We start from the raw sequence: 26,676 nt of genomic DNA on the forward strand, positions 1-26,676 counted from the left end.
TAACTTATAATTGAACATATCAGTTGCCGTAACCCGGATTCTGCGTCATCAACGGATTTGTACTCAAATCTTCCGCACGGAAAACCGTATAATAGTTCTTTTCGAGGAAAAGACGTTTTCTCTTTTCAGGTACCCCAGTTTCAAATGTGTATTTTCCACTCTTGACATTGTAATATGGACAAAGAGCTGTACCACGGAAATTAGTCAAGCCACCTTTGCTGACATCCAAATGGGCCAGACGCCAACGTTTCAAATCCCAGTAACGATGCTTCTCAAAAGCAAGTTCCACTTTTCGTTCATGGCGAACCTTGTCAAGAGTCAGATCACCGGCAGTCAACAGCTTGATACCTGCCCTGCCACGGATCTCATTGATATCTTTCAAAGCCACATCCAAATGCTGATTCAACTCCATACAAGCCTCTGCACGATTCAGGTAGATTTCTGCCAGACGGAACACAACCCAAGGGGTAGAAGAACGTTTTGCATCAATATCCGTATAATCCGTCAGACTTTCGTCCAAAAACTTTCGCTGATAGAAACCTGTTTTGCTGGCGTCACCTACACTTAATGAACCACCGTCTTTCCCGGAAGTATTGTAAGTCTGTCCGTCGATAACTACCTTATTCTCCTTATCCGGTTGAGCGGAAGCTTCATATTTGGTTCCTATTCCATCCTGTCCGTTGATTACTCCACGCATCCACTCTATTTTACCACCGCCATATCCTTTATAATCAGCGCCAGGCAAGTAAACGGAACCTAATAAACGAGGATCTTTATTTTTAAAGATGTCATACGGACTGTCGTAGCTAATCGCCTTTCCACCGCTATCCTTCATTTTTAGTTTACCTTCTGTGCCGTCGATATATTCAAATTCCTCAACCATTTCCAGAACCGGAGACATACCACATCCCCAACCATCACCACGATATGAGAAAGGAACGTTCAGTTTATCCCACATATGCCCTTTTCCGGCAGCTACATTATACTGTTTCTGAAAAATATACTCTCCATTATCCCCGTTCACTGTCTTAGAAAAAAGATTATAAAAGTTCTGTGCCAGCTCTTCCGGATCCGTACTTGTCGACTTGTACAAGCTATATACACGAGGAACCATCTCATCCAAAATCTTTGATGAAGCTGTATAACATTCGTCAAAGTAACGCTCCGCTTCTGTCTCCGGAATATAAACATAGCCTTTGGAAACGGCTTCCCCCGTCAAGGTAAGTGCTTTAGAGTATTTGGCAATAGTGCCGGCATACAATGCTGCACGAGACCACAAAGCCAATACCGCCCCACGATTGGCCCGATATTTGGCATCGCTGTTGCGCACTTCCGGCAATGATCCATAGATGGCTTTACACTCATTGATTATAAAATCATACGTAGCTGCTTCCGTATCACGAGCCTGATACAGCGCTTGCGTATTTCCGGTGGTGTATTCTTGAGGAATAGTTTGCAAAGGCACACCTCCGTAACGTTTCACCAACCCAAAATACTGCATTGCACGGATAAAACGGGCTTCTGCTCCAATCTCTTCTTTTTCATCCTCACTCAGCACTGAAGTCTTTTCGATATTCAGCAGGAAGTTATTTACGATACGGATCTGTTTATAACGAGTCACCATATCGTCATTAAATACATAATCGCCATAAGAATAAGTAGAATTTGATTTATCAAATGCACTCTCTTTCTGATAACTGGCCGTAGCCTCATCCGAAAGACTGGTCTGATTCGCCAAATTCGCTTTCTTGCTTCCATACCAATCATCAAACTCATCCAGCTTTAATCCGGAATCATACATATCCGCCAAAACGGCTGTAATTGCTTTCGGATTCTGCCAAATTAGATCCGGAGTGTTAACCCCACTGGTACTTTCACGATTCAGGTAATCATCACATCCCGTCAATCCGAGGATAGATACTCCGGCTATCCATATATATTTCAAATAATTTCTATTCATTGTCTTTATAGATTTTAGAAGGTTACATTCACACCAAAGTTATATGTCTTCATTTGCGGGTAATAGCGCACTCCGCTAGAGTTGCTTTCCGGGTCAACATTCTTCATCAATCCATCACGATTAGTGAAAGTCAGCAGATTGTTGCAGTTGATGTAAAAACGCACACGGTCGATAGCTGCTTTCTTCGTCAATGCTTTAGGTAGTGTGTACCCTAGCTCCAATGTTTTCAGACGCAGATAACTTGCATTGTGCAGTGACCATGAATTACCGGAACGATTATCCGCAACACCCGCTACACGAGCGGCAGGCATATACCCGGAAATCCACTTACTATAAGGATCGGTCGGGTCTTCCCGATGCCAACGGTCGGTCATGATGGCCAGTCCATTACCCAAACCCTGCTGGATAAATGGGTCCAGAATATCCCCACTGACATAAATATCATGACCTGCCGCCCCCTGAAAGAATACCGTCAGGTCGAATCCTTTATATTCTCCAGACATATTCAATCCATAATACATACGTGGAGTAGCACCATGTCCGAGTGGCTGCGTATCGTTATCATCAATAATGCCATCCCCATTATAGTCTTCAAATTTCAGATCACCTGGCATTAATGAACGGTTACCGTCTTTATCCTGAACCGGTGAATTCAAGATTTCCTCGAAACTGGAGAACTGTCCGATAACTTTCTTTCCCCAACGAATATCTTTATAACGACCGTTCGTGTTATTACGCCAATCATCATACATATTGGTAGAAGCAGCTCTCTCTACATAATCATACTTAATCCGGGTAGTAGAGAAATTAGCCGACACATTATAATTGAAGTTACCAATCCGGTTCTTATGTCCAACTACGATCTCAAATCCCGTATTAATATCAGAATTCAGATTCTCCTGCGGCATTGATTCTCCGAAAATAGTAGGTAATGATCCTACACGAGTAGCAGGAAGTCCCGAACGGTTTCTACGGAACCAATCGAATTCTACGGAAATCAATCCTCTATGATAAGAGGCTTCAAAGCCAATATTCATAATCTTTGATTCATACCAGGTCAGCCACGGATTGGCCATACCTACCGTAGTCATACCGGAAGTCACTCCGTTGCTGCCCATAATATAGCTCCCATGAGATGTATATCCATCCAGATATTGAAAAGCGTCGAAGTCTCCTTCATCTCCCACTTTGGCATACGAAGCACGGATTTTCAGGTTGTCCATATCAGGCAACAGTTTCTTGAAAAAGGCCTCTTCGGAAACACGCCACCCTAAAGACACACCTGGAAAAAATCCCCAACGATTACCTTCACGGAATTTATAGGTTCCATCGTAGCGGAAATTGAACTCAACAAGATAGCGATTGGAAAAATCATAATTCAAACGCCCCACCAGACCGGCATGTGCCGTTTCCTGTGTTTTACCGGAGGCTTCCTGATTGGTTTTATCTCCATAATCCAAGTCAGGAATGAGTCCGATAGCAAAATCACGTGTTCCGGTCACCCAACTTCTTTTGTCATTATACATTTCCCATACCAGCATAGCACCAATATTGTGCTTCTTGGCAAACGTATTATTATAGTTCATTGAGAACTGATAAGTCGGTTTATCATAATTTTCCAGTTTCGATTCCAAATGTGCGGTATTAATCACTTTCTCTATATACTCTTCATTGGCATAATCATAAGTATATTCCGACAAATCTTTCCTCCACGTTTTCCATTCCTTATTTGTATAATCATAAGCAACCAATGCTTTTGCCATCAGTCCTTTCACCCAGGGAAGTTTCCAGGTAATAGCCAATGAGCTGTTAAATTCACGACGCAGACGATCTTCATATCCGCTGTCATCCGAACTGGATACATGTACAGGATTAGCCATATCACCTACCGCTCCCCAATAATCCGGATTATCATTGGCATACATGGAATAAGTCGGGATTGCCATTTGTGCCGAACGGAACAGATTATCGCCGTTATAAGGCTTCTTGCGGTTATCAAACCGTCCGCTCAAACGCAACTCTACGTTCACCCCTTTAGCAACTTCTACACTTAGGTTTGAACGGACATTGTAACGTTGGTAGTTCCAGTCGCCCGAACGGATGATGCCGCCCTGATCCATATATCCGATAGACATATAATATTTCACCTTCTCCGTACCTCCCGTCATGCTCAAGTTGTGTGAAGTTTGAGGAGCTGAGCTACGCATGGTTTCATTCCACCAATCCGTACCTGCCGTACCATTCCGGTAAGCTTCCAGCTGCTCCTGCGAGTAAGCAGAAGCTCCGCGCCACGGATTCGCATTATGAATCGCTTCATTGTAAAGTGAAGCATACTCATAGGCATTCATCATTTCCGGATAGCGGGTCACTTTCTGAAAACCTACGTAACCATTATATTCTATCTTTGCCTTTTGCTCCGTTCCTTTTTTAGTAGTCACCAATAAAACTCCATTAGAACCTTTAAAACCGTAAACAGCTGCGGCGGCATCCTTCAGTATGGAAATTGATTCGATGTCATTCGGGTCTAGTTGGGCATAATCACGCTCGATACCATCCACAATCACCAACATACTTCCATATCCGCGAATATCAACAGAAGCTCCGTCATCGCCAGGACTACCACTACGTTGCACGGCACGCAGCCCCGGCAAACGTCCGGCAAGCATATTTGTCACACTAGGAGCTTTTACCTCCATCAACTTATCCGAAGAGATGGCAGCTACCGATCCAGTCACAGAAGCTTTCTTCTGAATACCATAACCTACTACTACCACTTCATCCAACGTTTCCGTATCTTCCTGCAAAGTTACTTTCAATCCGGCTTGTCCGTTTACTTTCACTTCAGCCGTTTTATATCCGATATAGGATATTTGCAACACTCCGTTAGCCGGAACTGACAAAGTGAACTTACCATCCAAATCAGTAATCGTTCCTATACCGGCACTCCCTTTCAACTGTACCGAAGCTCCGATAACAGGTTCTCCATTGGCATCAACCACCACACCCTTTACCGAGATATTCCGTACCGTCTGTTCAACATCTGATATCAAAGGATTTTCTGCATATACCGTGAAAGGTAGACACAAGAACGTCCCTGCCATTAAAGCTGAAACAGTAGCTATCTTCAGCCGGTCATTGAACGACTTTGAGACAACCGTGTTCATTTTACAACCATGTTTCATAGATTAAATTAGTTATGTGTTTTGAGTTTTAAATCCATATTATTATCACATATCGCTACTGCAACCTGCGAATCAGCGCAGCCATAATAGAGATATAGTTTATTTTTGAAGTAAGCCAATCCTTCTATAAATACTGTTCCGTCTTTATATTGACCACTCTTCTCAAAAGCAGCCTCAGGCACAAAGAATGGTTTATCCAAACGACCCAGTACTTGATAAGGATCATCGGCATCGAACAAAAACTGCCCTGCACAATAAGCTCCAGCCGGATATTCCGGATCTCTTTCTTCTTTATATCCGTTCTTACCATTATACAGTAGGACAATACCATCTGTTGTTTTTATGGCAGGAGGACCACACTCAGTCAAACGACTATCAAAATAGCCGCTGCGAGGTTTGGCAATTTCTCTCAATTCATTATTCTCGTTCAATACCGGTGCCCAATCTGTCAGGTTGTCGGAAGTTGCTGCACATACGGCATTTTCCCCCCAATACATAAAATATTTGCCATTCACTTTCTCAATGACAAGTTTTCCATCCTTCACCCCGGTAACAATAGAAGCAGATTTGCTCGCTATATTGGCAAAACGTCCGTTATACGCTTTTGCAAAAGCAAGTCCATGCTTTGTCCAGTTCTTCAGGTCGGTGGAAGTAGCAACTGCCAGACGGGGGAGATGACGATTCCAAGCTGTATAGAGCATTACATATAATCCATCCTCCGTCATTGCCACACGCGGGTCTTCGCAACCTCCTTCCCATTCTATTTCTTTATAATCGTCTTCGGAAGGGAATAATACAGGGGCATCCGATTGTTTCATCGTCACTCCATCCGTACTTTCTGCATAGCCAATGCGGGATGTTCTCTTTCCTATACCTTGCGCAGAATTATCTTCTGCCCGATAGAGTACTACAATCTTTCCATCTTTAACGGTGGCTGCCGGATTGAAAGTATCACTCTCCTCCCATTTTACCAACTGCTTGCGCATCGGGCATTGAAAAGTAGTCGGTTGTGGAGAAATCACCGGATTCACTCCTTCCGGACGAACGAAAGGACCTATTATCCAATGTTCGTTCTGCTCTTCAACAACAGCAGATGTTTGCTTCTGACCCGAGCATCCGGCAAGTGTCATCATACTAATTAAATAGATTACAGCTTTTAGTTTTATCATACGTCATTTTTTAGTTTTTCCGAATCAGTCGTTCCTTGTTTTTCTGTCAGCAAAACTACCCTCACTCCACAAAAATTGAGTGTACTATATTCTCAAAAGGGTATATAGGTGCTGTACAACATAATAATTCATTCGTTTGCAACGACGATTTAACGATTTTGAAATATTAGCGAATAGCTTGATTCTGTCTGATGATGTTCCGGGCTAATGGATAGGCAATCAACTGCAAAGCTCCCACCAGGATCAATGCGTACTTCAATGCAAAATCCTGTGATATGACAAATGCGAGTACCATAAAAAGTATTAGTCCGAAAGCACGTCCCAGAAATAGTCCGAACTCATGGCTTAAAATATAGGTATATTCATTTCTTTTTTCGATTTTTACTACTGCATCGATGGTTTGCATCATAATAGGGTAATAAGGCAAGTCAAACAATGGCTGAAAGATCACCTTACAGAGGACAAAGATAATCACTCCGGTGGCTGAAAACAAGATTCCGTTGAACAGAGTACCGATAAAAAAGACAAGTAGCCCGGCTATAAATACCTTCGACCGGTCTTCAGGTTTGGTTATTCGTCCCAATACATAAACCAAAACAGCTGTCAGTGTACCACTGATTCCCTGTATTAAACCCAGTACGCCTTCATCACCTACTAACTTCAGAACCAGAATAGCAGGAGCGGTCACCAAAAATCCCTGTACCATTCCTTTCAGGGAAGCCAGCAACAACATTTTTTTCCAAAGTGTGCAAAACCGGAAATACAGAAAATTCTTCTGCACCGGATTGGCAAACTTACCACGCCATAAAACGGCTACAGCAAACAAAGTCACTATGATTACTCCAACCGTCACCAACCGATAGGCTCCATTAATATCAATCAGGCATCCCATTATTTCCCTGCCATCTATCTGACTGATAAATGCTCCAATCAATAAAGGTACAGTAATCGAAGTAATGGAAAAGAAAAAAGACTCCAGCCCGAAGAAGTAGTTACGACTATCATCTGTCGTGTTATTCAGAGTCAGTAAATAGCGATTGGTCCAGAAGAAGCCCGATGCAGCTCCAAGTACAAATCCTGCTATACCCAATTCCACAAAGCCTAATGACTTTACCAGCATCATGGCAAACATCGACAATCCACTAACTAATATCCCTCCTGCATACAGCATCTTCACACTCACATGTCGCAACAAGAAACCATTCACAAATGAGGTAGTGATGATGCCAATGTACATGAAAAGCTGATAAAAAGCCACCGAAACCGGTTCACTGGTATGGCGCATCACATAAGCGCCCACGAAAATCTCAACTACAGGAAGCACCAGCGCATAAAGAAGATTAGTCATCAGCAAGACCCGTACATTAGAAGTTTGCTGTTTGAAGAACTGATACTCTCTTTTTAGTTTATTCATTATCTATCTTATTTATATTACGACTTTAATGAACGGAGAATCTCTGCAATAGACAACTCCGCCCCACAGATTACTTCATCACTGGCACCATAATAAAGCCTTATCTTATCTCCCTCTACCAAATGTCCGTTGGTGAAAACTACATTCCCGAAAAATCCGGTTTGTTCGTAAGGAGCAACAGGCTCCATGATAGGTTCTTTACTTCGGGCAATTACCTTTGAAGGATCATTTAAATCAAGTAGAAGAGCTCCCAGACAATAACGGTTTTGATAGTCCGCACCATGATAAATTTCCAACCACCCTTCCTCTGTACGAATAGGTGCCGCTCCTGCACCCACGCGGGCACAGTCCCAACTATCAGGACGGGTAGTTGCAATGCAACAGTGGTTGCCCCAATGCAGTCGGTCGGGTGATTCGGCAAGCCAAATATAGTTGCCACCCAACTCTGGGCTACTCGGACGATGCAGTGCAAGATATTTTCCGTTCACTTTCTCTTCAAACAGCGCGCAATCTTTATTATGAGGAGGGAAAATCATGCCATAACGAGTATAGTTTTTCCAGTCATAAGTATGAATCAGCCCTACACCAACAGCTACAGAAGAGACTTCCGTAAACGTAAGATAATAACCATCGGCAGTAGTGGCCACCCGGCAATCTTCAATGCCAAAAGCCTCTAATGCTCCTTTACCAAAAATAGGAGGATAATCCGGCTCTTCCTTGAAGTGAATTCCGTCTTCACTCGATACCAGTCGGAGATAAGACATGGTAGTCAGATAATTCTGCCCTGCATATCCTATCACACGAGGATCGGAAGCATCCAGTTTCGGGTCATTCTCATCGAAAGAGAGCACTTCTATTTTTCCATCTTTATTATATACGGGAAAACTAATAACTCCCTGTTTCTGCACAGGCCGTTCGGCCACTCGCAGTAATAACCAGATTTTTCCGTCGAAACGGAACACGCCGGGATTCAGGAAACAGGTAATTTCCATACCTTCTATTCCCGGTTGTAAGTCGGAGGGTTTCAACAATGGGTTTTGATGAAATCGTTTTGCAATATCCATTTTCAGATTATTAAATATGTGTTTTTTTATTTCTGGTGACAAAGCTACCCTGCACAACAACGTAAAAGGTGTACTATATTCTCAAAAGGGTATACAGGTGTTGTACAGCATATTTTTATCTTTGTTTTCTTATTTTTCCTCTCTATCTTTGCGACATGATTCTACGAAAACACTCATATTTCCGCTACATCTGCATCCTTATTTATTCATGCCTGATGCCTGTTTTATTACATTCCCAGAATGTAGTGAAACAGATTTCGAATGCAGACGGGTTATCCAATAATTCAGTGAATTGTTTTCTGGAAGATTCGGAACATACTCTCTGGGTAGGAACATGGGACGGGCTGAATGCCTACAACGGACGTAGCTTTAAAACCTATTCTTATAATAAAAAAAATGCAGGATCTATCAGTAATAATGTAATCTGGCAAATTATCGAGCAAAATGACTCTGTCTTGTGGGTATCTACCGACTATGGTGTCAACCGGTGGGAACGTTCCTCACAGCAATTTACTCCTTATTATTTAGGTACGCAGAACAATCCGCCCAAACAAGAGAAATCATTCCTGCTGGGTATCACTTCCGGCAAATACATTATCTGCTATGTGAAGGAACAAGGTTTATTCTATTTTGACGACCGGAAACAAGACTTTGTTCCATTGAAGAATAATCTTCCTGATGACATCAAAAACTTCGTTATTGATTCCAAAGACCAAGTATTCTTCCTCACAGGACATGGACAATTATTACATTATCAACTATCTGTCCATAGCTCTAATCCCGAACTCTCGTTCAAAAAAGAAATCAAACAACCTGCTTCCATTTCCGGCATTTATCTTTCTCAAGATTATCTTATCATTAACGATGACCGGACATTAACTGTTTCTTTAGACAACCGCATACTGAATAGCATAGATATTCCGGAAAATAAAACGGTTTCGCAAGTTATCTGTCACAAAGAGTATCTTCTCATCAGCTTTATCGAAGGGGGATGTATCAGGTATAATCTGGAAGATAATACTTCAACGGAATTACCTCAATTACCAGCGAAAGCATCCATTTTCACCATCTACATCGGTTCGCAAAATATACTCTGGGTAGGCACCGACGGGCAAGGAGTATTGGAAGTCTATGAACACAGTTCCCCATTCCACACCGTAAAAACTGATTATCCCGTACGTTGTTTTTGCGAAGAAGATAATGGTAATATACTCGTGGGGACCAAAGGAGAAGGAATTCTGCTGCTTGACAAACAGGAACGGCAGGTCGAACCTTATCTGTCAATCGGCAACGGATTGATTTCCAATTCTGTCTATACTATCCGAAAAAATATGTCCGGAGACATATTTATCGGAACCGAGGGAACGGGCATCAATTATATTCCACTGAATAGCAGTCAGGTAAAGAAGTTAAGTATTCCTGCTGAATATCCGACTTTCAAAGCTGTATACAGCATTCTGTTCACTCATAACGACTCACTATTATGGTTGGGCACTTCCGGCTATGGACTTATCAAACTAAGCTTGCAAAGGGAAGGAAAAAGTTATAAAGTGACAGAAATGAAACAATATAAATCTCCCGGACCTTCCTCACCAAGTAATAACATCATTTATTCGGTCATTGCCGGGTATAATGAAAATGAACTTTGGCTAGGCACACGAGGCGGCGGAATCAATAAGTTCGATATCGCATCCGAATGCTTCCTACAAATTCATGAGATAGACTCTACTTTATCCCTAACCAACAATGATATACTCTATCTGACCAAAGGAGATTCTGCCAGCATTTGGATAGGCACCAGTTACGGCCTCAATCGATTGTTTCCGGCAGACATTCCGCCATCTATTATGGAATATACGGATCATAACGGACTACCCAACAATACGATTCACGGTATTCTGAAAGATGAAAACGGTAATATCTGGGCAAGTACCAATCAAGGTATCTCTTTTATCAATCTATCTTCGGGAAAGATTACTAACTATTCTTCCAGAAACGGATTACAAAATGATGAATTTTCCGATGGAGCGATTTTTAAGGATAAAGCAGGATGGTTGTATTTCGGAGGAGTCAGTGGGCTGAATTATTTCGATGAGAACAAAATACGTTTACGGGACCATATTGCTACTCTAAGTTTGAATAGTCTAAAAATTAATAATACCAGCCAGAACATTTACGAACGGATTCTTAATCATACGCTCCGGCTCGACTATGACGAACCTTACATTACATTAGGGTTCACAGCACACGACTTTATCAACAACGAGAACTGCGAATTTAGTTATCGGATTATTGACTTCGCCGATGAATGGATTTACAACGAAAACAACCCCAATATCGTCATCACCAAACTTCCTCCGGGGAAATATAAACTGGAAGTAAAATGTACTAATGGTGACCGTGTATGGAGCAATCAGATCTACTCTCTTCATCTGGATGTCGCCTATCCTTGGTGGCTAAGTACTACTGCCTTTATTATCTATTTTATTTTAATTGCTATTGCTATTTATATAACACAGTCTGTCATCAAGAATCGTATCCGACTGAATCGCCAGATTTTACTAGAACATATTGAAAAGCAAAATCAACAACGTATTCATGAATCGAAGTTGAACTTCTTTACGAACGTGGCACATGAGTTCTTCACTCCGCTAACACTGATATATGGTCCGGCACAGCATCTGCTGGAAAAAGCAGACCTTGACAGTTATACGAAAAGGTATATCTACATCATCAAGAACAATGCCGACCGGATGCAGAAACTCATCAACGAACTAATGGAGTTTCGGAAAGCAGAATCGGGACATACGGCTATCTATGCAGAGAAAGTAGATATCCAGCTACTCGTTGATTATGTGTCAGACAACTATACTGAAATTGCTGAAGAGAATAAAATAGACTTTAGTTTCAAAAGTAAAGAAGTGTCGTCTTTTACTACAGACCGGAATGCACTGGAGAAAATTATATTCAACTTATTATCTAACGCCTTCAAGTATACACCGTCCGGAGGATATATCCGGGCTGAAATAAGACAGAATGCCACTACCGGAACATTACATTTCCGTATACGCAACTCTGGTAAGGGATTGACTGAAAAGCAAACGAGCGAAATATTCAGTCGCTTTAAGATTTTCGAGAGCAGTAACCTGAAGCACGCCGGAAGTACCGGAGTGGGTCTGAACCTAACCAAAAGCCTGACTGAATTATTAGGTGGAGAAATCACTATAGAAAGTACTTTGGGAGAATATGTAGAATTCAATGTATCCCTGCCTCCTATGCACGTGAATTCCGAAAAAGAAAGTCAGCCTACAGAAGAAGAGACAGAGATCAGTGAAATGCTTTTCATTCCTAAGCAGAAAGAAATTACCATACTGATTGTAGAAGACGAAAAGAATATCCGGGAACTGTTGAAAGATATTCTGCTTCCCTACTATCAGGTTCGCGAAGCTGCCGATGGAGAAGAGGCGCTGAAAGAAGTAGAACAAAAGCAACCGGACATCATTATCAGTGATGTATTAATGCCCAAACTAGATGGCATTACACTGACAGATATATTGAAGTCTAATGAACGGACAGCGCATATTCCGGTTATTCATATTTCTGCCAAAAACTCTATTGAAGACCAGATCAATGCCTATAATCACGGGACAGATTTGTATATCCCTAAACCTTTCCATCCAAGACATGTGTTGAGTGCGGTAGAGAATATGATTAATAAATACTCTCTGATGAAAGAGTATTTCAAATCCGGCCGTTCCTCTCTTATTGTAAGGGATGGGATCACCATGCACAAAGAGGATGAATTATTACTGAACAAGATTATCAAGTTCATTGAAGATAATATCGACGATGAATCCATGAATCCGGATTCTCTTGCAGACTTTATAGGAGTAAGTAAAGCAGGATTGTACCGCAAACTCAAAGAATTGACTGAAAAAACACCAAGCGAGTTTGTCCGTACCATTCGTTTGGAGTATGCCGCTAGCCTGCTAAAAACAACTAAGCTCACCGTCACCGAAATTATGTATAAATCAGGCTTCTCGAACAAGTCTTATTTCTACCGGGAGTTTGCGAAATTGTACAATACATCTCCCAAAGAATACAGAAGCGAACAAACAGAAGAAAAAGATACTAAATAACCATTTAACAATAAAAAGACAATGAGAAAACTTTTGATTGTATTGGCGCTCTGTGGTGTGTCAATACTGAATGCGCAGCAACTAAATGTAGCCTCCTACAACGTACGAAACAGTAATCCCAACGATGCCAAAGCGGGAAATGGCTGGGAACAACGCTGCCCGGTACTTACCCAGTTAATCACTTTCCATGACTTCGATATTTTTGGAGCACAGGAAGTGAAACATAATCAACTGGAAGACATGCTCAACGCTCTGCCTGCGTACAACTACATAGGTGTAGGACGGGATGACGGCAAGACAAAAGGAGAATATGCTCCTATTTTCTATCGGAAAGATAAATTCAAGCTACTCAAGTCCGGTAACTTCTGGTTGTCGGAAGACACTACAAAGCCAAATAAAGGATGGGATGCTGCTTATACCCGCATCTGCACGTGGGGAGAATTCAAAGACAAAACCGGTAAGTTCAAATTCTGGTTCTTTAATCTGCACATGGATCATATCGGAGTGGTAGCCCGCCGAGAAAGTGCCAAACTGGTTATTAGCAAAATTAAGGAAATGTGCGGCAAAGATCCCGTTATACTGACAGGTGATTTCAATGTAGACCAAACCAGTGAAAGTTATCAGGTTCTTCATGAATCCGGAATATTATCAGATTCTTACGAGGTAGCTCAAATGAGATATGCGACTAATGGGACATGTACAGGCTGGAATCCGAATACATATACTCCGAACCGTATTGACCATATCTTCGTAACCCCCAATTTTACTGTAGAGAAATACGGTGTATTAACAGATACTTATCGCACCAAGAACAAAACTACTGGAAAGTATGAATCTCATATTCCTTCGGATCATTTCCCGGTAAAGGCAGTTCTGAAATTTCAGAAAAAACACTAATTAGAAAAAATCGTGAATGGTAGAAGTGTTTTACCCGCCCCTCTCAAACGTTTTTTTCTCCGGTCCTACTCCCATCACTGTCACCTTTTTCCAATGTTTGGGCAATACGGAAGGAACCTGTACAATACCCTCATCCGTAATCTGTAAGCCGCAGAATCCATTGATTACCGCTTGAAGCAGCCCGCCTGCACCGGTAGCAAAATAGGGGTTATTGCTGGTTGCTGTTTCGGCTATCACACCAAAAGGTGCGCGTAAGTTGGGCTCATAGCAACGACGAAACATCTCATAAGCCTTCTTCGCATCTCCCATTCGGGCATATTGCACACAAAATACGGAGTAGGACATGGCAGGACCATCTTTCGGATCAATCCGGTCGGTATAATATTCCATATCCTTTTCCCAGATTTTCGGGTCTGTGATGATTCCCAGCGGATAGGCTAACAGGTTAGCATCGGATTGTTTTATCATCTCTCCGTTATAAGTGGCATGTTCACGTGTCACTCCGTTGGCAAAAGAAAGAATACGGATATTCTTCCCGACTTCTCTCCATTGGTCGGGTATCAGGTATCCACAAGTCTCAGCTGCCTTACAAGCATATTCCAAAGCACGAATGGCAGCACCATTGGTGAAAGCATTATCATCGACCCCAATAGCGTACTCATCGGCTCCCACCACGCTGCGAATGGAATAAGAACCATCCTCATTCCGTTCGGCACGACTTACCCAAAAATCGGCAACTGCTTTCATCAGTGGATAACCGTGAGAACGCAGCCAATGCAGGTCATGAGTGACACAATAATAGTTCCAACAGGCAATGGCAATATCTGCTGTAATGTGATGTTCGAGAGGTCCGGTCAAGGCAAAAGTCGGAGTAGATTCTTCACCAGCATCGTCACTTTCCCAAGGAAACATGGCACCCCGATAACCATGGGTGATAGCACGTTTGCAAGCAGCTGCAAGACGGTTGGTACGGTAATTCACCATAGATTCGGCAATGCCTTGATTGAGCAATAATATAGGAGGATACATCCAAAGTTCCGTATCCCAAAAGATATGCCCGTTGTACCCCTGTGAAGATAACCCCATGGGAGAAATACTCAATCCGGTACCCTCTCTTCCGAAAGAATAGAGGTTGAACAGGGCGAAACGCACTGCACGTTGAGCATCATCATCACCCTCAATACGAATATCACCTTGCCAGAGTTCATTCCATAGTTGGCAATGGAAAGCCATCAGACGGTCGGCACCCTCGTGGATAGCGTAAGTGATTTGACGTTCAGACTCATTGTAAGGATCTATGAAGTCACGCTTGGAACAGATGGCACCTGCCAATGCAAAAGAATAGGTTTCTCCTTTTTTCAGAGATACGGTAAAAGATAATTGCTTGGAAGTTTCATCGTATGTCGGAGCAAAATTCTTACGGTCTTGAAATAAGAAAGCGGAAGAAGCAGCGACTTCTACTTGCCGGTGTCTGGAAAGGGCACTGGTTTGAAACACATCCATACGGAGGTTCGATTCAAATAGAGTGCGAAAACGGGATTCGGGATTGATATATTCATCGGGAACATCCATCCGGTTCATGACTTTCATAGTCAGTGATGAGAGGGCTTTTACCTCCACGCGGATCAATCCTGCATAAGGCATATTACGCAAGGCACAGATACTATAGGTGACTTTCGCTTTTTTATCTGCCAGAAAAGAAGTATTGTGGGTAGCTTCTTTCATATCAATCGTTTGCTTCCAGTCAGACAGACTATTTGCATCAATCTTCTTTCCGTCCAGCTCCAATGTCAACAGAAAAGGATTGATTCCTTTCAGTACCCGGCTCACGCCTTTAGGACCGTCTGTATCAAATACATGATTGAGAATAACATGTTGAATGGAAAAAGGCTCTTTCCAGGGGAGAAGGCCAATACCGCCATTAGCCACAGGAGCTCCTACGTAATCAGCATGAATATCTGAAGTATGAAGTTGCCACAAGTCTTTCTCGGAAGTAACGGCACGCATGGCCGTAAAAGAGCTTATCAATACCAGAATCAGTAAATTTAGTTTTCTCATGTTTTTCTATGTTGATTTGCCACATTAAATACGGGGTAAAGATAAGAATAACTATTTGAAAATAATCATAATCTGCTCATCAATACCCTTATCAGGCATTCGCACACTACATACACCGGTTTCTTTATCCCAACTCCATAATACAGATTCCGTGTCATTCTCTAAATCTTCTTCCAATCGTTCCGTCTTAGCTTTCTTTATCTTCTTTCCTTTGGCAGTTACCTCTTTCGGAGCTTTCGCAGAATAAATACGGAATAATAGATTTCTCGGACCGGGGACAGTGTAACCTTTTCCTTCACGGGCAGAGACAGTCAATTCATATCCATTTGCCAAAGTATTACAAACAATCGGCGTTTTGACAAATTCATTGCGCTGATATCCTAAGTCTTCTCCTTCATCTTCGTAGAGAGTAAAGGTAGCCTGTGCACCCTCTTGTGCAGGGAAAACTTCAAAAGTTAGTGGATATACCAGTTTCTCATGGGTGTAGTTCATCACCGGCATGGTGGGGATGATAGAACCTTGCTTCACAAACATAGGAACGGAGGACAAGGGAGCATCAACCGTAGTCCATTGCTCTCCGGTGTAAACCGTCTTCTTGCTATTATAGTCAATCCATGTACCTTCGGGCAGATAGACATTTTTGGTACGAGCGCCTTTCTTCACCACAGGGGCTACCAGTAATTCACGGCCGAACATAAATTGGGCATCCGTAGAAAATGTTTCCATATCCATTGGGTATTCGAGAAACAGAGGGCGCATGATAGGCAATCCTGTATCATAAGCTTCGCGGGCATAAGTATAGATATAGGGCAATAAACGATATTTCAACTCGATAGCCGCCTTTGCGTTCTTTTCTGCTTCGGGACCGAAAAGCCACGGTTCCACCGGATTATCTCCCTCGTGGTGAATACGGCTCAAAGGATTAAATGCTCCGAACTGTATCCAACGGGTATAGAGTTCGGCCATAGCCGGATAATCTTCAATATCTCCACAGTAACCGGTAATGTCACAGGAAGAAAACGGTATCAGTCCTAAACCGGCGGAAAGCATTACGGGAATCTGATTGGCTAACTGTCCCCAGCCTTGCAACACATCATCTCCGTTCCCGCTATCACCTGTCCAACCGAACGTATAACGTTGCAATCCGGCATAAGCAGCACGAGTCATTTGGAACACACGACGGTCCGGATTCCTCTTTTCAAATTGTTCTTTCACCACTTTATCCCAAGTCAATCCATAGACATTATGGATTTCATCGTGCATACCCAGATAGTGTTTCATGACGAGACGTTCCGTCTGCTCTTCGTTACTCCAGGCAGGTTCACCCATGTCCGTCCAGAAGCCGGAGATACCGTCGTCAATCGGTTTCTGCTGATAGGTTCCCCACCAGTCGGCTACGGCAGGCAGGGTGAAATCCACCACTCCACAGTTACCACCCCAAGGCCAGGGCATATCGTAGCTTTTACCGTTCGTGCTGTCCTTTACAAAATAACCTAAACGATCTGCTTCTTCCCATTGCTTTTTGTTGGCTTGTGCAATTACCGGATCTTGAGATACGACTACCTTAAAACCCATCCCTTTCAAATCCGAAAGCATCTTCTTTGGATTCTCATAGTTTCCTTTGCGCCATTCGAAATCCTGCAAGTATTCCGTCCAGCCGATATCCTGATAGATAATATCACAAGGGATTCCACGTTTCCGGTAACCCTCGGCTATTTCGCGACTTAGCTTTTCGCTTGTCAGCAGACCACGGCATTGAGCAAAACCCAGCGCCCATCTCGGCGGCATGATAGGTTTGCCCGTCAGTCCGACGTATTGGCCGATAATTTCCTTATAGTCTTTGCCGAAGATAAAATAGTAGATCATTTCACCGTTCGGAGCTTCAAAGCTGTAATAGTCGCGACTTTCCGTACCGAACTTGAATTCCGTTTTGTACGTATTATCAAGAAAAATACCATACCGATAACTGCTCATAAAGAAAGGAATACTCTTGTAGAGCGGATCTTCCACTATACTGTAACAGGGTTTGTCACTATTCCACATCTTATAAGATTCGCCACGACGGTCCATCTTTCCTGTCTTTTCTCCCAGTCCGAAAAAATGCTCGTCACGACGGAGCACTTTATATTCCGTCTTCTTTGTTCCTTCACTCACATGCCCCTTGTCGGCATAATCACTAAACAGGAGTTTCTGATACTTATCAAATATCTGAAGACTCAACGGAGATTTATTTACCCGAATACGCAATTTCGGAGTAAAGATCTCATAACAGGCTGCCTGTTCGTCTACATGAACGGTTCCTACATCTTCCAACTCTTCATTAATCACTGCGAAAGAGGCATTCTTCCGTTGCAGCTGTCCATCGGGCGAAAACCAAACTTTGACTACCGAAGGACTACAAAGCTGTAGTTGTAACGCAGCACTGTCCGTCAGGTGAAAAGTCACCTGACGCCCTTGCTGTGTAAAAGAAGTGCATACCTTTGCGTTATCTGTAGCACAAAGCACAGAGATAGGTAACAAACAAGCTATCATCCATCCTATTATTCTATTCATATTCGCACTATCCTCTTATTTATTCCGTATCTATCAGCCTCATTCATACTCTACTACCAACATTGTCCAATATTTCAATGACGGAAGTGTTACCTTTATCTCATTCCCTTCCTGAACGAAATCAAGCTCTTGAGAGACTCCGAAACGTGCATCCGGAGAGGCTACCCAGACTGTTCTTACCATCCCCTTTACGCTTACCTTTGTTTGGGCCGATTCAATCAAAGAGGGCTCGGCCTGCGTCCCATTAGAGTCACACCAATCCAAATGTACAGCATTGGTATAATTAAGGAAGTGAATCACGTCCCTACAATCAAAGCGTTTCCCGATAGTGGCAATCTGATTACGGACAGGGGGCCATTGATTGACGGTCATCTTCCCATCTGTAGAAGAAGCTGTAACTCCATAAAACTCTCCACCATCACGTAAGAGATTCTCATACCCGGTGATAAAATCATAATAAGTCACCATTGCTTTCTTCAGTTCCCCTTTCATTGCCAAGTTGCTGTTAGGGAAATACTCGGTAGTCAACATATGTTCTCCTAATTCCAGATGCGCACCACCCCATGCATGAATAGCGGCATTTGCCATTAATACACCAGGGGTATTGAAATAGCCACGCCCTTCACCGCCAAGCTTATAATTCATATAAGCAGCCAATACAGTTTTCTTTCCGTTCGACCATCGGTCATTGTTTGTGATAATATTTGAAAGGACGCTAAAGCCGTTATCGGTCGGCTTTTCCCACACTTCAGTATAAAGGAAATCTACCGGAGAGTTCGCAATCAAGTTTTCTTGACCATATTGTCCCACAGCATTCATCACCAACGACTTTTCCGGTTGAGCCTCTTTCATCGCCTTTATAAATACCGGGAAAGTAGCTGCGAGATCAACAGAGTTTCCATTATAATCATATAATTCTCCCCGACCACCTAACTGGTCAATCTGATAGCCGTCAAAATCAAAAACTTCATATACGTCGTTATTCTGCTGAGCCATATAATCTCTCCATTCCTGCAATGCCGGATTCGTCAGATAGATATTACTTTTGAAAGGAGAACCTAGCGGATGATAATCCTTGTTTCCATGCTTCTTATCCTTAAACAGATACCAAGTTTCTTTCACGCCATCATCGGCCGCATCGCTCAAAGCTCCATAAGCAAGATTGTAGAAAAGAGATTTCATCCCCCGCTTATGACCAGCGTCAATATATCCCTGTACGGTAGAACGGTAACAATCACGGTTGATAATATCTTTCCATACATCCATCGGAGCAGAAGGCGAACCTGCTAATGGCTTATGGTGTTTGTAATGCCAGTCCTGATACTGCACATAGTTGATATGATGACGATTCAGGTTATCCATTACCTTGTTAATCTCCTTTTCGCTCATTTTGCCATATTCGGAGAGAAATCCGTTGCGCGGAAAACGTGCAGGGTCGGAAGACACATCAACGGCAACACTGCTCAAAATGACCTCTTCACCATTCTCTACTGTATATAAGTCGACCATATAACCTTTAAAGTCATCTGCCGGCGGATTCCAACTCCATGACTTTCCGGTGAGGGGAGTTTCGGAAAGCACCTTATTGAGATGCTTATAGCGAATGGTCACCTGCCCTTCGGGAAGATTGTTCAAAGAAAGTTGTACCGGTTCTCCCGGCTGATAGGCGGCTTTGTCAGTAGACAACAATACGGTGATATACCCGTCACCATAAGTAATAGGATTGTGCGAAGGCTCATCGTCAATACAACCGGCCAATGAAAAAGTCAGAACACAAACCATTATATATTTCGTTAATTTCATAATTCAATCTGTATTAATCGTTATTGCTTTTGAAAATGAATTTCCTTTTTGTAGGTGTTGATGGTAATCTTAAAGATTCCGGGATTATTCATATACCATTTATTATCACCTTTCTCGGAACGAAGATAACATGAATCCATAAATTCATCATACACTCCTTTGTTATCTACTTCTGGGACGAAAAATAAGCCATTATAATCACCGAATTGGAGTGGGAACTTTATTTGTCCCGTTCCCAATTCTCCTTCATATACAAACTCATTCTTATTAGAACTGCTTTGAGTCAGCTCTTTCACTTTATCCCAAGCAAAGTCACCAGATATAGCTTGTCCCATTGCCCAGACTTTTTCGTAAACTACAATTTGTTCCATAGCCAAATCCTGGCTACCGGCATCAAATGTTATAGCATATTTACTCTGATACGTTTGTTTCTCTTCCGTCACTGCTTCAATCCCCTCTTTGTCTCTCGAAATCCGGAAAGTACCGTCCTGCAATTCTCCATTATAAGTAAAAACATCAGGATTTGAAACATCTTTCGACATGGCTATCGGTGTATCTCCCGCTGCAGTTCCAATCATCCAGAACTCGCTATTATCCGGTTCTTCACCGTCTAAATTAGTAAATTCAATATCCAATGTACTTAGATTTAGTTTTATCCGGTAATTAGCTCCACGCTTGATATTGAACTTATTTTCATCCCCATCATGTTCTCCTTCATTTATAAGAATCAATTTATTTTCAGCATTTCCGTCTTTACCAAACGAAGGATAAAAATTACTCTGTTGGGTCACAAATTTAAGTTGTCCTGTTTTAAGTTCTCCTTCCCAAACAAAGCCATTCCGTTCATCAGCTATCGGAGTCATCTTCGTTGCATCGTCCAATGACCAACCGCCTGTAGTAGCCGAACCAATCATCCAAAGATTAGGATAAACCATCTCTCCGCCCAAATCCGTAATCTCAATATCCAATGTGCTTAGATTCAGTTTTATCCGATAGTTACCCGGAGTGCTTATCATAAACTTCTCATCCGGTTCGTCATCACTTTCCCTATATACAAGTTTATTCTCATCTTCACCATCCTTATTAAAAGAAGGGACAAAAGAAGTTTTCTGTAAGACGAATTTCAGTTCTCCTGAAAGAAGCACACCTTCCCAAACAAATCCGTTCGGTTCATCCTCAATTGATTCCATCGGAGTAGCATTATCCAGACTCCACCCGCCTACAGTTGCTCCACCAATCATCCACAGATTCAGATAACGTTCTATATAAGGTGTCAGTTTGAATGTAACGACAGGAGAAACCTGAGTAAACTCTTCGTGCCCCAACACAGCAGCAGTCACACGAGCTTCAAACTCCAATGTTTCATCCAAAGAACTATTCCACACTTCTGCCAACAAGTCATTCATCTCTTTATGGTTAAATGCCAGAATACGGGAATCCGTTGCACCCATATCCTTTTTCAGTCCTCCTGCGAAATTGTTACCTTTCAAATCCATTTCAAGAACATAGCTGATACGGGAACCTGTTCCATAGTTACTACCAGCAGTCCAAGCAAAATGAAAAGCTTCCCTATCACTCATCAACTGGTCCAGTTCCACTACTTCGGACGATACAGACAATACCAAAGACTCACTTCCTTTATCTGTCTCCATCTCATCAGAAATACACGAATTAAATACAAAGCCCGCCAATAAAGCCGTCAGAGCAATATATATCTTTGTTTTCATAATCTTTCTTTTTTACTATTAATATCCCGGATTCTGTTTCAAGTTTCCATTCGCCTCAATCTCTTTCAACGGTATAGGCATTAACAAATGTTTTTCCGCCGCATTGGTTTTTCCGATAGAGTGAAGGAATTTCAGAGCATAGTTGTCTTTCAGGCGAACCAAATCAAACCAACGGTCTCCTTCAAACGCCAACTCTATACGACGTTCCTGAATAATTTTCTCCCGCATCTGATCCTGTGTCAATCCTTCGATATCCGCCCGATTAGTCAGTCCTGCCCGTTTTCTAACCTCGTACAAAGGGGCTTCCGCATCAGTTGTCAAAGCTTGTTCATTCAACGCTTCCGCTTTCATCAGTAGCACATCCGCATAACGGAGTACCACAAAGTTGGCCGGACTGGTATTGTAATCCATAGAGATGGATTTCGGAACCAGAAACTTACGCAAATTGTATCCCGTTGTAGAATAAGAAGACTGATATTGCTTTCCGTCAAAGTCAGGACATCCCAAATAAAGAATAGTCTTATCTTTACGATTATCCCCTTCTTCATACTGGCTGACGAACTCGGCAGTCGGCTGGTTCCATCCGTAGCCACCCGCCACCATATCCGAATTACGAGGGCCGGTAAACGCACTCAACCAAGAAGATTGGTTTTCATTACTCCAGAAATCATAATTGGTCTTACCATAATACTGTACCTCAAACAGTGATTCAGGTCCGTTTTTCTTATTCGGATTAAAGTTATCACTATAATCATCATTCAAACGATAACCCAATTTCTGTATTTCCTCACAAAGACGTACAATCTCCGCATACTCCTTTCTTTGGGTCAGATACACTTTGGCTAGCAACCCCATCGCTGCGCCTTTAGAAGCACGTCCCAAATCGGAAGCGGAATAAGAAGATTTATCCGGTAGTAAGTTGATCGCTTCTTTCAAATCATCTTCTATCAACTTATAAATCTCTTCTTTCGAAGCACGGAAAGGTTTCAAATCATCTTCCGAAGTCTGCGGTTCCGTCAGTAAAGGTACTCCTCCAAAAAGACGAACCAGAATAAAATAATAATGAGCACGCAAGAATTTAGCTTCTCCCAAACAACGGTTTTTCAAACTTTGATCAATATTCATACCCGGAACGTTCTTAATAACGAAGTTGCAACGGAGAATACCCGGAGACGGACCGCGCCATACATCAAGCACACCGGCATTATCGGTGGTGGTTATGAAGTTAGCCATATCGGTAGTCTCTATGCCATCTGTACCTCCACCTGCACCGACAATACTGTTACCGGCCACGATATCCAGTGTCCACATACGCATATTATATAATTTGGGCCATTGAAGCGGTTGATAAGCACCATTTACGGCAGCTATCGCATCTTCCGCTGCCTGAAAACTCTTGGAAGTATCGATAGAGTCCCACGGTTCTTTATCAAGGAAACCATTACAGCTGCTCAATGTCAAGCCCAACAGGAAGCAAGGAAGTATATATCTGAACTTTTTCATATTTGTCAATCAATTAAAGGTTCTATATAAAAGTAGTTAGAAAGAAACAGATGCGCCGAACGTGATGTTACGGGATACGGGATACACGTTATTGTCATTTCCCGATCCGGAAATTTCCGGATCAAGCCCCGTATAACGGGTTAATGTCAGTAGATTCTGCCCCGAAACGAAGAAGCGCACAGAAGACATCGCCGCCTTCTTGCTCCATGCGGCCGGTAAGGTGTAGCCCAATGTCACATTCTTCAGACGCAAGTATTTACCGTCTTCTATAAAACGATTTGAAACACGCCCGTTCTTATTCGGGTCACCGAATACAGCACGCGGCATACTGTTGCTTGTTCCTTCGCCACGCCAACGATCGAGAACGGTCGTCATCTGGTTCTGTGCTACGGACATGGCTTCCAAAGAGGCCCGGTTTGCATTGTATATCTTGTTTCCCGCCGCCCCTTGCAGGAAGATTTCCAGATCGAAACCTTTCCAGGCAAATGAATTGTTCATTGAGAAAATCCATGTCGGAGTGGGACTGCCGAGATAAGTACGGTCTTTATCATTGATGATTCCGTCGTTATTCAGGTCCTTAAACTTAATATCACCGGCAGAAGTACGGTTGTAAGGGTCATTGCCTTGCGTCTGAATGGCGTAGCGGTCTACTTCCTCCTGTGTCTGGAAAATACCGTTCGTCACATACCCGTAGAAAGAACTGACCGGATGGCCGACTGCATGAATATTATTATCGAAATACATCGGGACATCCCCATTCAAGCGGATAATTTCATTCTTGTTGTAAGAAGCATTGAGAGACGTATTCCACGAAAATTCACCCACCAGATTACGGGAACTGACAGAAACCTCAAATCCCTTATTCCGCATCTTACCCGCATTGATCTTAGGAACATTGATATCCGAATACCCGGTAGAGATAGGTACTACCATATCTACCAGCATATCGTTCGTATTCTTGATATAAGCATCCAGACTAAGATTGATCCGGCCGTCAATCATTGTCAGGTCGGCACCGACATTATATTGCTCCACCTCTTCCCAGCGAACATTCGGGTTTGGCATTACCGACGGGGCAATGGCATTTACTTGCGTACCATTGAAGTTATACTGAATAGTCTGAATGGTGGAAGCATACGCATAATTGCCCACACTCGCCTGATTACCGGTCAATCCATATCCCGCACGGAGTTTCACATCGCTCAACCAGAAACTCTTTTTAAAGAAAGGTTCCTCAGAAAGTCTCCAGGCAAGAGATACGGACGGGAAATTAGACCATCGGTTCTTTTTGCTGAAACGGGAAGAACCGTCACGCCGGATCGTAGCTGTCAACAGGTATTTATTATCGTATGTATAATTGATACGCCCTAAATAAGAGAGCAATGCCCAGTCACTTCCATTTCCGTTCACAGTCGGTTCGAGCGTACCATTATCCAATTGCTGCGCAGTAGGACTGATGAATCCCATAATGGAACCGCCCAAATACTCATACGTGTTACTCTGTGCAGAAGAACCTACCATCACAGTCAGTTGATGTTTCTCTGCAAACGTCTTATTAAAAGTCAGAGTATTGTCCCACAATAAAGTAAGGCTTTTGTTATACTTCCGGGAAGCATACGATTCCGGTTGGGAAATCGGCTGCCAGTCATACTTGGGCGACCAGCCTTTATCATCCCAAAAGAGTGCCTGTACTCCAACAATAGTTTTGAAAGTCAGCCATTCCCACGGTTTTACTTCGGCGTAGATATTACCCAATATATTGAAACCTTTAGTAGCAGTAGAGTTGGTCATCATCTTGCCGATAGGATTAGCAATATCTCCTACATACATCGGAAGCCCTACAGGACCTGCCCAAGAACCATCGTCATTCTTGATAGCCTGTGTGGGCAGTGCCAACATGGTATTTTTAATACTATACTCGCCCTTCTTTTTAATATCATGATTCAGCGAAAGTTTGTTTCCCATCTTCAACCAATTGTTCATCTGCGTATCCATATTGAATTGCACCGTATAGCGCTCATATTGAGTGGTACGTACGATACCTTCCTGGTTGAAATAAGCGGCAGATACATAATAAGTCGTTTTATCATTTCCACCGGAATAGTTCAGTGAATAGTTCTGGGTAGCGGCAGTCTGAAACAATTCATCTGTCCAGTTTGTCCCTCTGCCCAATGAAGCAGGATCTTCAAACAGAGGATTCTGCGGTTGACCGTTAGCTGTCATCATTTCATTATGGAGGGAAGCAAATTGAGTAGCATCCAGCAAATCAAGTGTACGGATAGCCTTTTCGATACCGTAAGAAGCCTTAAAGTTAAAGTGAGCGGCGTCCGATTTCCCTTTCTTTGTGGTAATAATAATGACCCCGTAAGCTCCTCGCGAACCGTAAATAGCAGTAGCGGAAGCGTCTTTCAACACGTCTACCGTCTCCACATCATCCATATTAATCATGTTCAAAGGAACATCCGTCGGTACCCCGTCGATGACAAGCAACGGATCACTATTGTTGATGGAGCCGATACCACGTATCTTCATTGACACATTATCGCCCGGCGCACCACTGGAAATTACCTGAAGCCCGGTTGCACGTCCTTGTAAAGCTGCTCCCAAACTAGGAGAGGGTTGTTTCATCAGATCTTTGGAAGAAACGGAAGAGATAGCCCCAGTCAAGTCACTCTTCTTCATCGTACCGTAACCGATGACAACGACTTCATCGAGCACTTCGGCATCTTCTTTCAAAGTAATAGTCAGGGACGTTTTGCCATTCACCGGAACCGTCTGAGTGGCATATCCGATAAAAGAAACGGTTAGCATACTTTTAGGGGACACTTTCAGGGAGAAGTTACCGTCTATATCGGTAATCGTACCGTTCGTCGTACTTTCTTCTACTACACTGGCACCGATCACCGGCTCACCCGCAGTATCCACTACATGTCCTTTTATTGAAATCTGTTGTGCGAATGCACTAAGAGATAGGAACAAGCCCCACATTATTAATAAGAGGCGGCGTTCAAAGCCTTTCGACTTCATACTCTGTTTCATGTACATTAATTTAAAGTTAATATTAGGGTTACTTTTGTTTTTACTCTCTGTGTCATTGCTGAAATGACTACGAAACAAAAGTATCTACATTTTATACTGTTCCTTAAAGCAGATAGCAAAAATATAGTGATTTGCATAGTAAACAACTATATAAATCACTAATAATCA

The 26,676-nt window shown here is 42.6% G+C and carries 13 protein-coding genes; 2 read left to right on the forward strand and 11 right to left on the reverse strand.

Annotated elements, in window-relative coordinates:
* Positions 1–19: 19 nt before the first annotated feature.
* The 5 genes from GD630_RS15615 to GD630_RS15635 all read right to left on the reverse strand — a co-directional run bounded on the left by GD630_RS15615 (position 20) and on the right by GD630_RS15635 (position 8,789).
* Positions 20–1,960, reverse strand: coding sequence for a RagB/SusD family nutrient uptake outer membrane protein (locus GD630_RS15615; protein ID WP_143868107.1), 1,941 nt, complete (start codon positions 1,958–1,960; stop codon positions 20–22).
* 14 nt (positions 1,961–1,974) lie between these two features.
* On the reverse strand, positions 1,975–5,142 hold the full coding sequence (locus tag GD630_RS15620; protein WP_143868106.1) for a SusC/RagA family TonB-linked outer membrane protein: 3,168 nt from the start codon (positions 5,140–5,142) through the stop codon (positions 1,975–1,977).
* Positions 5,143–5,150: 8 nt separating this feature from the next.
* Positions 5,151–6,311 carry a glycoside hydrolase family 130 protein gene (locus GD630_RS15625; RefSeq protein ID WP_182505636.1) on the reverse strand — a complete coding sequence of 387 codons (1,161 nt, stop codon included), beginning with the start codon at positions 6,309–6,311 and terminating at the stop codon, positions 5,151–5,153.
* Positions 6,312–6,477: 166 nt separating this feature from the next.
* A complete protein-coding gene (locus GD630_RS15630; RefSeq protein WP_009001254.1) occupies positions 6,478–7,725 on the reverse strand; it encodes an MFS transporter in 1,248 nt (415 codons plus the stop codon).
* Between the two features lie 17 nt (positions 7,726–7,742).
* On the reverse strand, positions 7,743–8,789 hold the full coding sequence (locus tag GD630_RS15635; RefSeq protein WP_122136006.1) for a glycoside hydrolase family 130 protein: 1,047 nt from the start codon (positions 8,787–8,789) through the stop codon (positions 7,743–7,745).
* A 155-nt stretch (positions 8,790–8,944) separates the two neighbouring features.
* On the opposite strand from GD630_RS15635, the gene GD630_RS15640 reads away from it, so the two are divergent.
* Complete coding sequence (locus GD630_RS15640; RefSeq protein WP_182505637.1) at positions 8,945–12,928, forward strand: hybrid sensor histidine kinase/response regulator transcription factor; 3,984 nt, start codon at positions 8,945–8,947, stop codon at positions 12,926–12,928.
* A 21-nt stretch (positions 12,929–12,949) separates the two neighbouring features.
* Entirely contained in the window at positions 12,950–13,825 is an 876-nt protein-coding gene (locus tag GD630_RS15645; RefSeq protein ID WP_143868105.1) for an endonuclease/exonuclease/phosphatase family protein, read from the forward strand.
* 30 nt (positions 13,826–13,855) lie between these two features.
* Here the strand turns inward: GD630_RS15645 and GD630_RS15650 are convergent, their stop codons facing one another.
* From GD630_RS15650 to GD630_RS15675, 6 genes are read right to left on the reverse strand one after another with little or no spacing between them, the layout of a single operon-like run.
* Entirely contained in the window at positions 13,856–15,883 is a 2,028-nt protein-coding gene (locus GD630_RS15650) for a glycoside hydrolase family 65 protein (RefSeq protein WP_143868103.1), read from the reverse strand.
* A 51-nt stretch (positions 15,884–15,934) separates the two neighbouring features.
* Complete coding sequence (locus tag GD630_RS15655) at positions 15,935–18,415, reverse strand: glycoside hydrolase family 31 protein (RefSeq protein WP_394368262.1); 2,481 nt, start codon at positions 18,413–18,415, stop codon at positions 15,935–15,937.
* A 60-nt stretch (positions 18,416–18,475) separates the two neighbouring features.
* On the reverse strand, positions 18,476–20,239 hold the full coding sequence (locus GD630_RS15660) for an endo-dextranase (protein WP_143868101.1): 1,764 nt from the start codon (positions 20,237–20,239) through the stop codon (positions 18,476–18,478).
* Positions 20,240–20,259: 20 nt separating this feature from the next.
* A complete protein-coding gene (locus GD630_RS15665) occupies positions 20,260–21,966 on the reverse strand; it encodes a SusF/SusE family outer membrane protein (RefSeq protein WP_143868100.1) in 1,707 nt (568 codons plus the stop codon).
* 18 nt (positions 21,967–21,984) lie between these two features.
* The gene (locus GD630_RS15670; RefSeq protein ID WP_007757642.1) at positions 21,985–23,469 is read right to left on the reverse strand and encodes a RagB/SusD family nutrient uptake outer membrane protein; all 1,485 of its coding nucleotides are present in this window, start codon (positions 23,467–23,469) and stop codon (positions 21,985–21,987) included.
* A gap of 36 nt (positions 23,470–23,505) precedes the next feature.
* Positions 23,506–26,508, reverse strand: a complete 3,003-nt coding sequence (locus GD630_RS15675; RefSeq protein WP_182505638.1) for a SusC/RagA family TonB-linked outer membrane protein — start codon at positions 26,506–26,508, stop codon at positions 23,506–23,508.
* Positions 26,509–26,676 lie beyond the last annotated feature (168 nt).

Origin of the sequence: Bacteroides zhangwenhongii (assembly GCF_009193325.2) — a bacterium.
In the GTDB taxonomy this organism is placed as follows: Bacteria; Bacteroidota; Bacteroidia; order Bacteroidales; family Bacteroidaceae; genus Bacteroides; species Bacteroides zhangwenhongii.

Bases quoted from the DNA above. Each gene is read 5' to 3' on its own strand.
- GD630_RS15615 (WP_143868107.1), bottom strand. From the start codon at position 1,960: ATGAATAGAAATTATTTGAAATATATATGGATAGCCGGAGTATCTATC.
- GD630_RS15620 (WP_143868106.1), bottom strand. From the start codon at position 5,142: ATGAAACATGGTTGTAAAATGAACACGGTTGTCTCAAAGTCGTTCAAT.
- GD630_RS15625 (WP_182505636.1), bottom strand. From the start codon at position 6,311: ATGATAAAACTAAAAGCTGTAATCTATTTAATTAGTATGATGACACTT.
- GD630_RS15630 (WP_009001254.1), bottom strand. From the start codon at position 7,725: ATGAATAAACTAAAAAGAGAGTATCAGTTCTTCAAACAGCAAACTTCT.
- GD630_RS15635 (WP_122136006.1), bottom strand. From the start codon at position 8,789: ATGGATATTGCAAAACGATTTCATCAAAACCCATTGTTGAAACCCTCC.
- GD630_RS15640 (WP_182505637.1), top strand. From the start codon at position 8,945: ATGATTCTACGAAAACACTCATATTTCCGCTACATCTGCATCCTTATT.
- GD630_RS15645 (WP_143868105.1), top strand. From the start codon at position 12,950: ATGAGAAAACTTTTGATTGTATTGGCGCTCTGTGGTGTGTCAATACTG.
- GD630_RS15650 (WP_143868103.1), bottom strand. From the start codon at position 15,883: ATGAGAAAACTAAATTTACTGATTCTGGTATTGATAAGCTCTTTTACG.
- GD630_RS15655 (WP_394368262.1), bottom strand. From the start codon at position 18,415: ATGATAGCTTGTTTGTTACCTATCTCTGTGCTTTGTGCTACAGATAAC.
- GD630_RS15660 (WP_143868101.1), bottom strand. From the start codon at position 20,239: ATGAAATTAACGAAATATATAATGGTTTGTGTTCTGACTTTTTCATTG.
- GD630_RS15665 (WP_143868100.1), bottom strand. From the start codon at position 21,966: ATGAAAACAAAGATATATATTGCTCTGACGGCTTTATTGGCGGGCTTT.
- GD630_RS15670 (WP_007757642.1), bottom strand. From the start codon at position 23,469: ATGAAAAAGTTCAGATATATACTTCCTTGCTTCCTGTTGGGCTTGACA.
- GD630_RS15675 (WP_182505638.1), bottom strand. From the start codon at position 26,508: ATGAAACAGAGTATGAAGTCGAAAGGCTTTGAACGCCGCCTCTTATTA.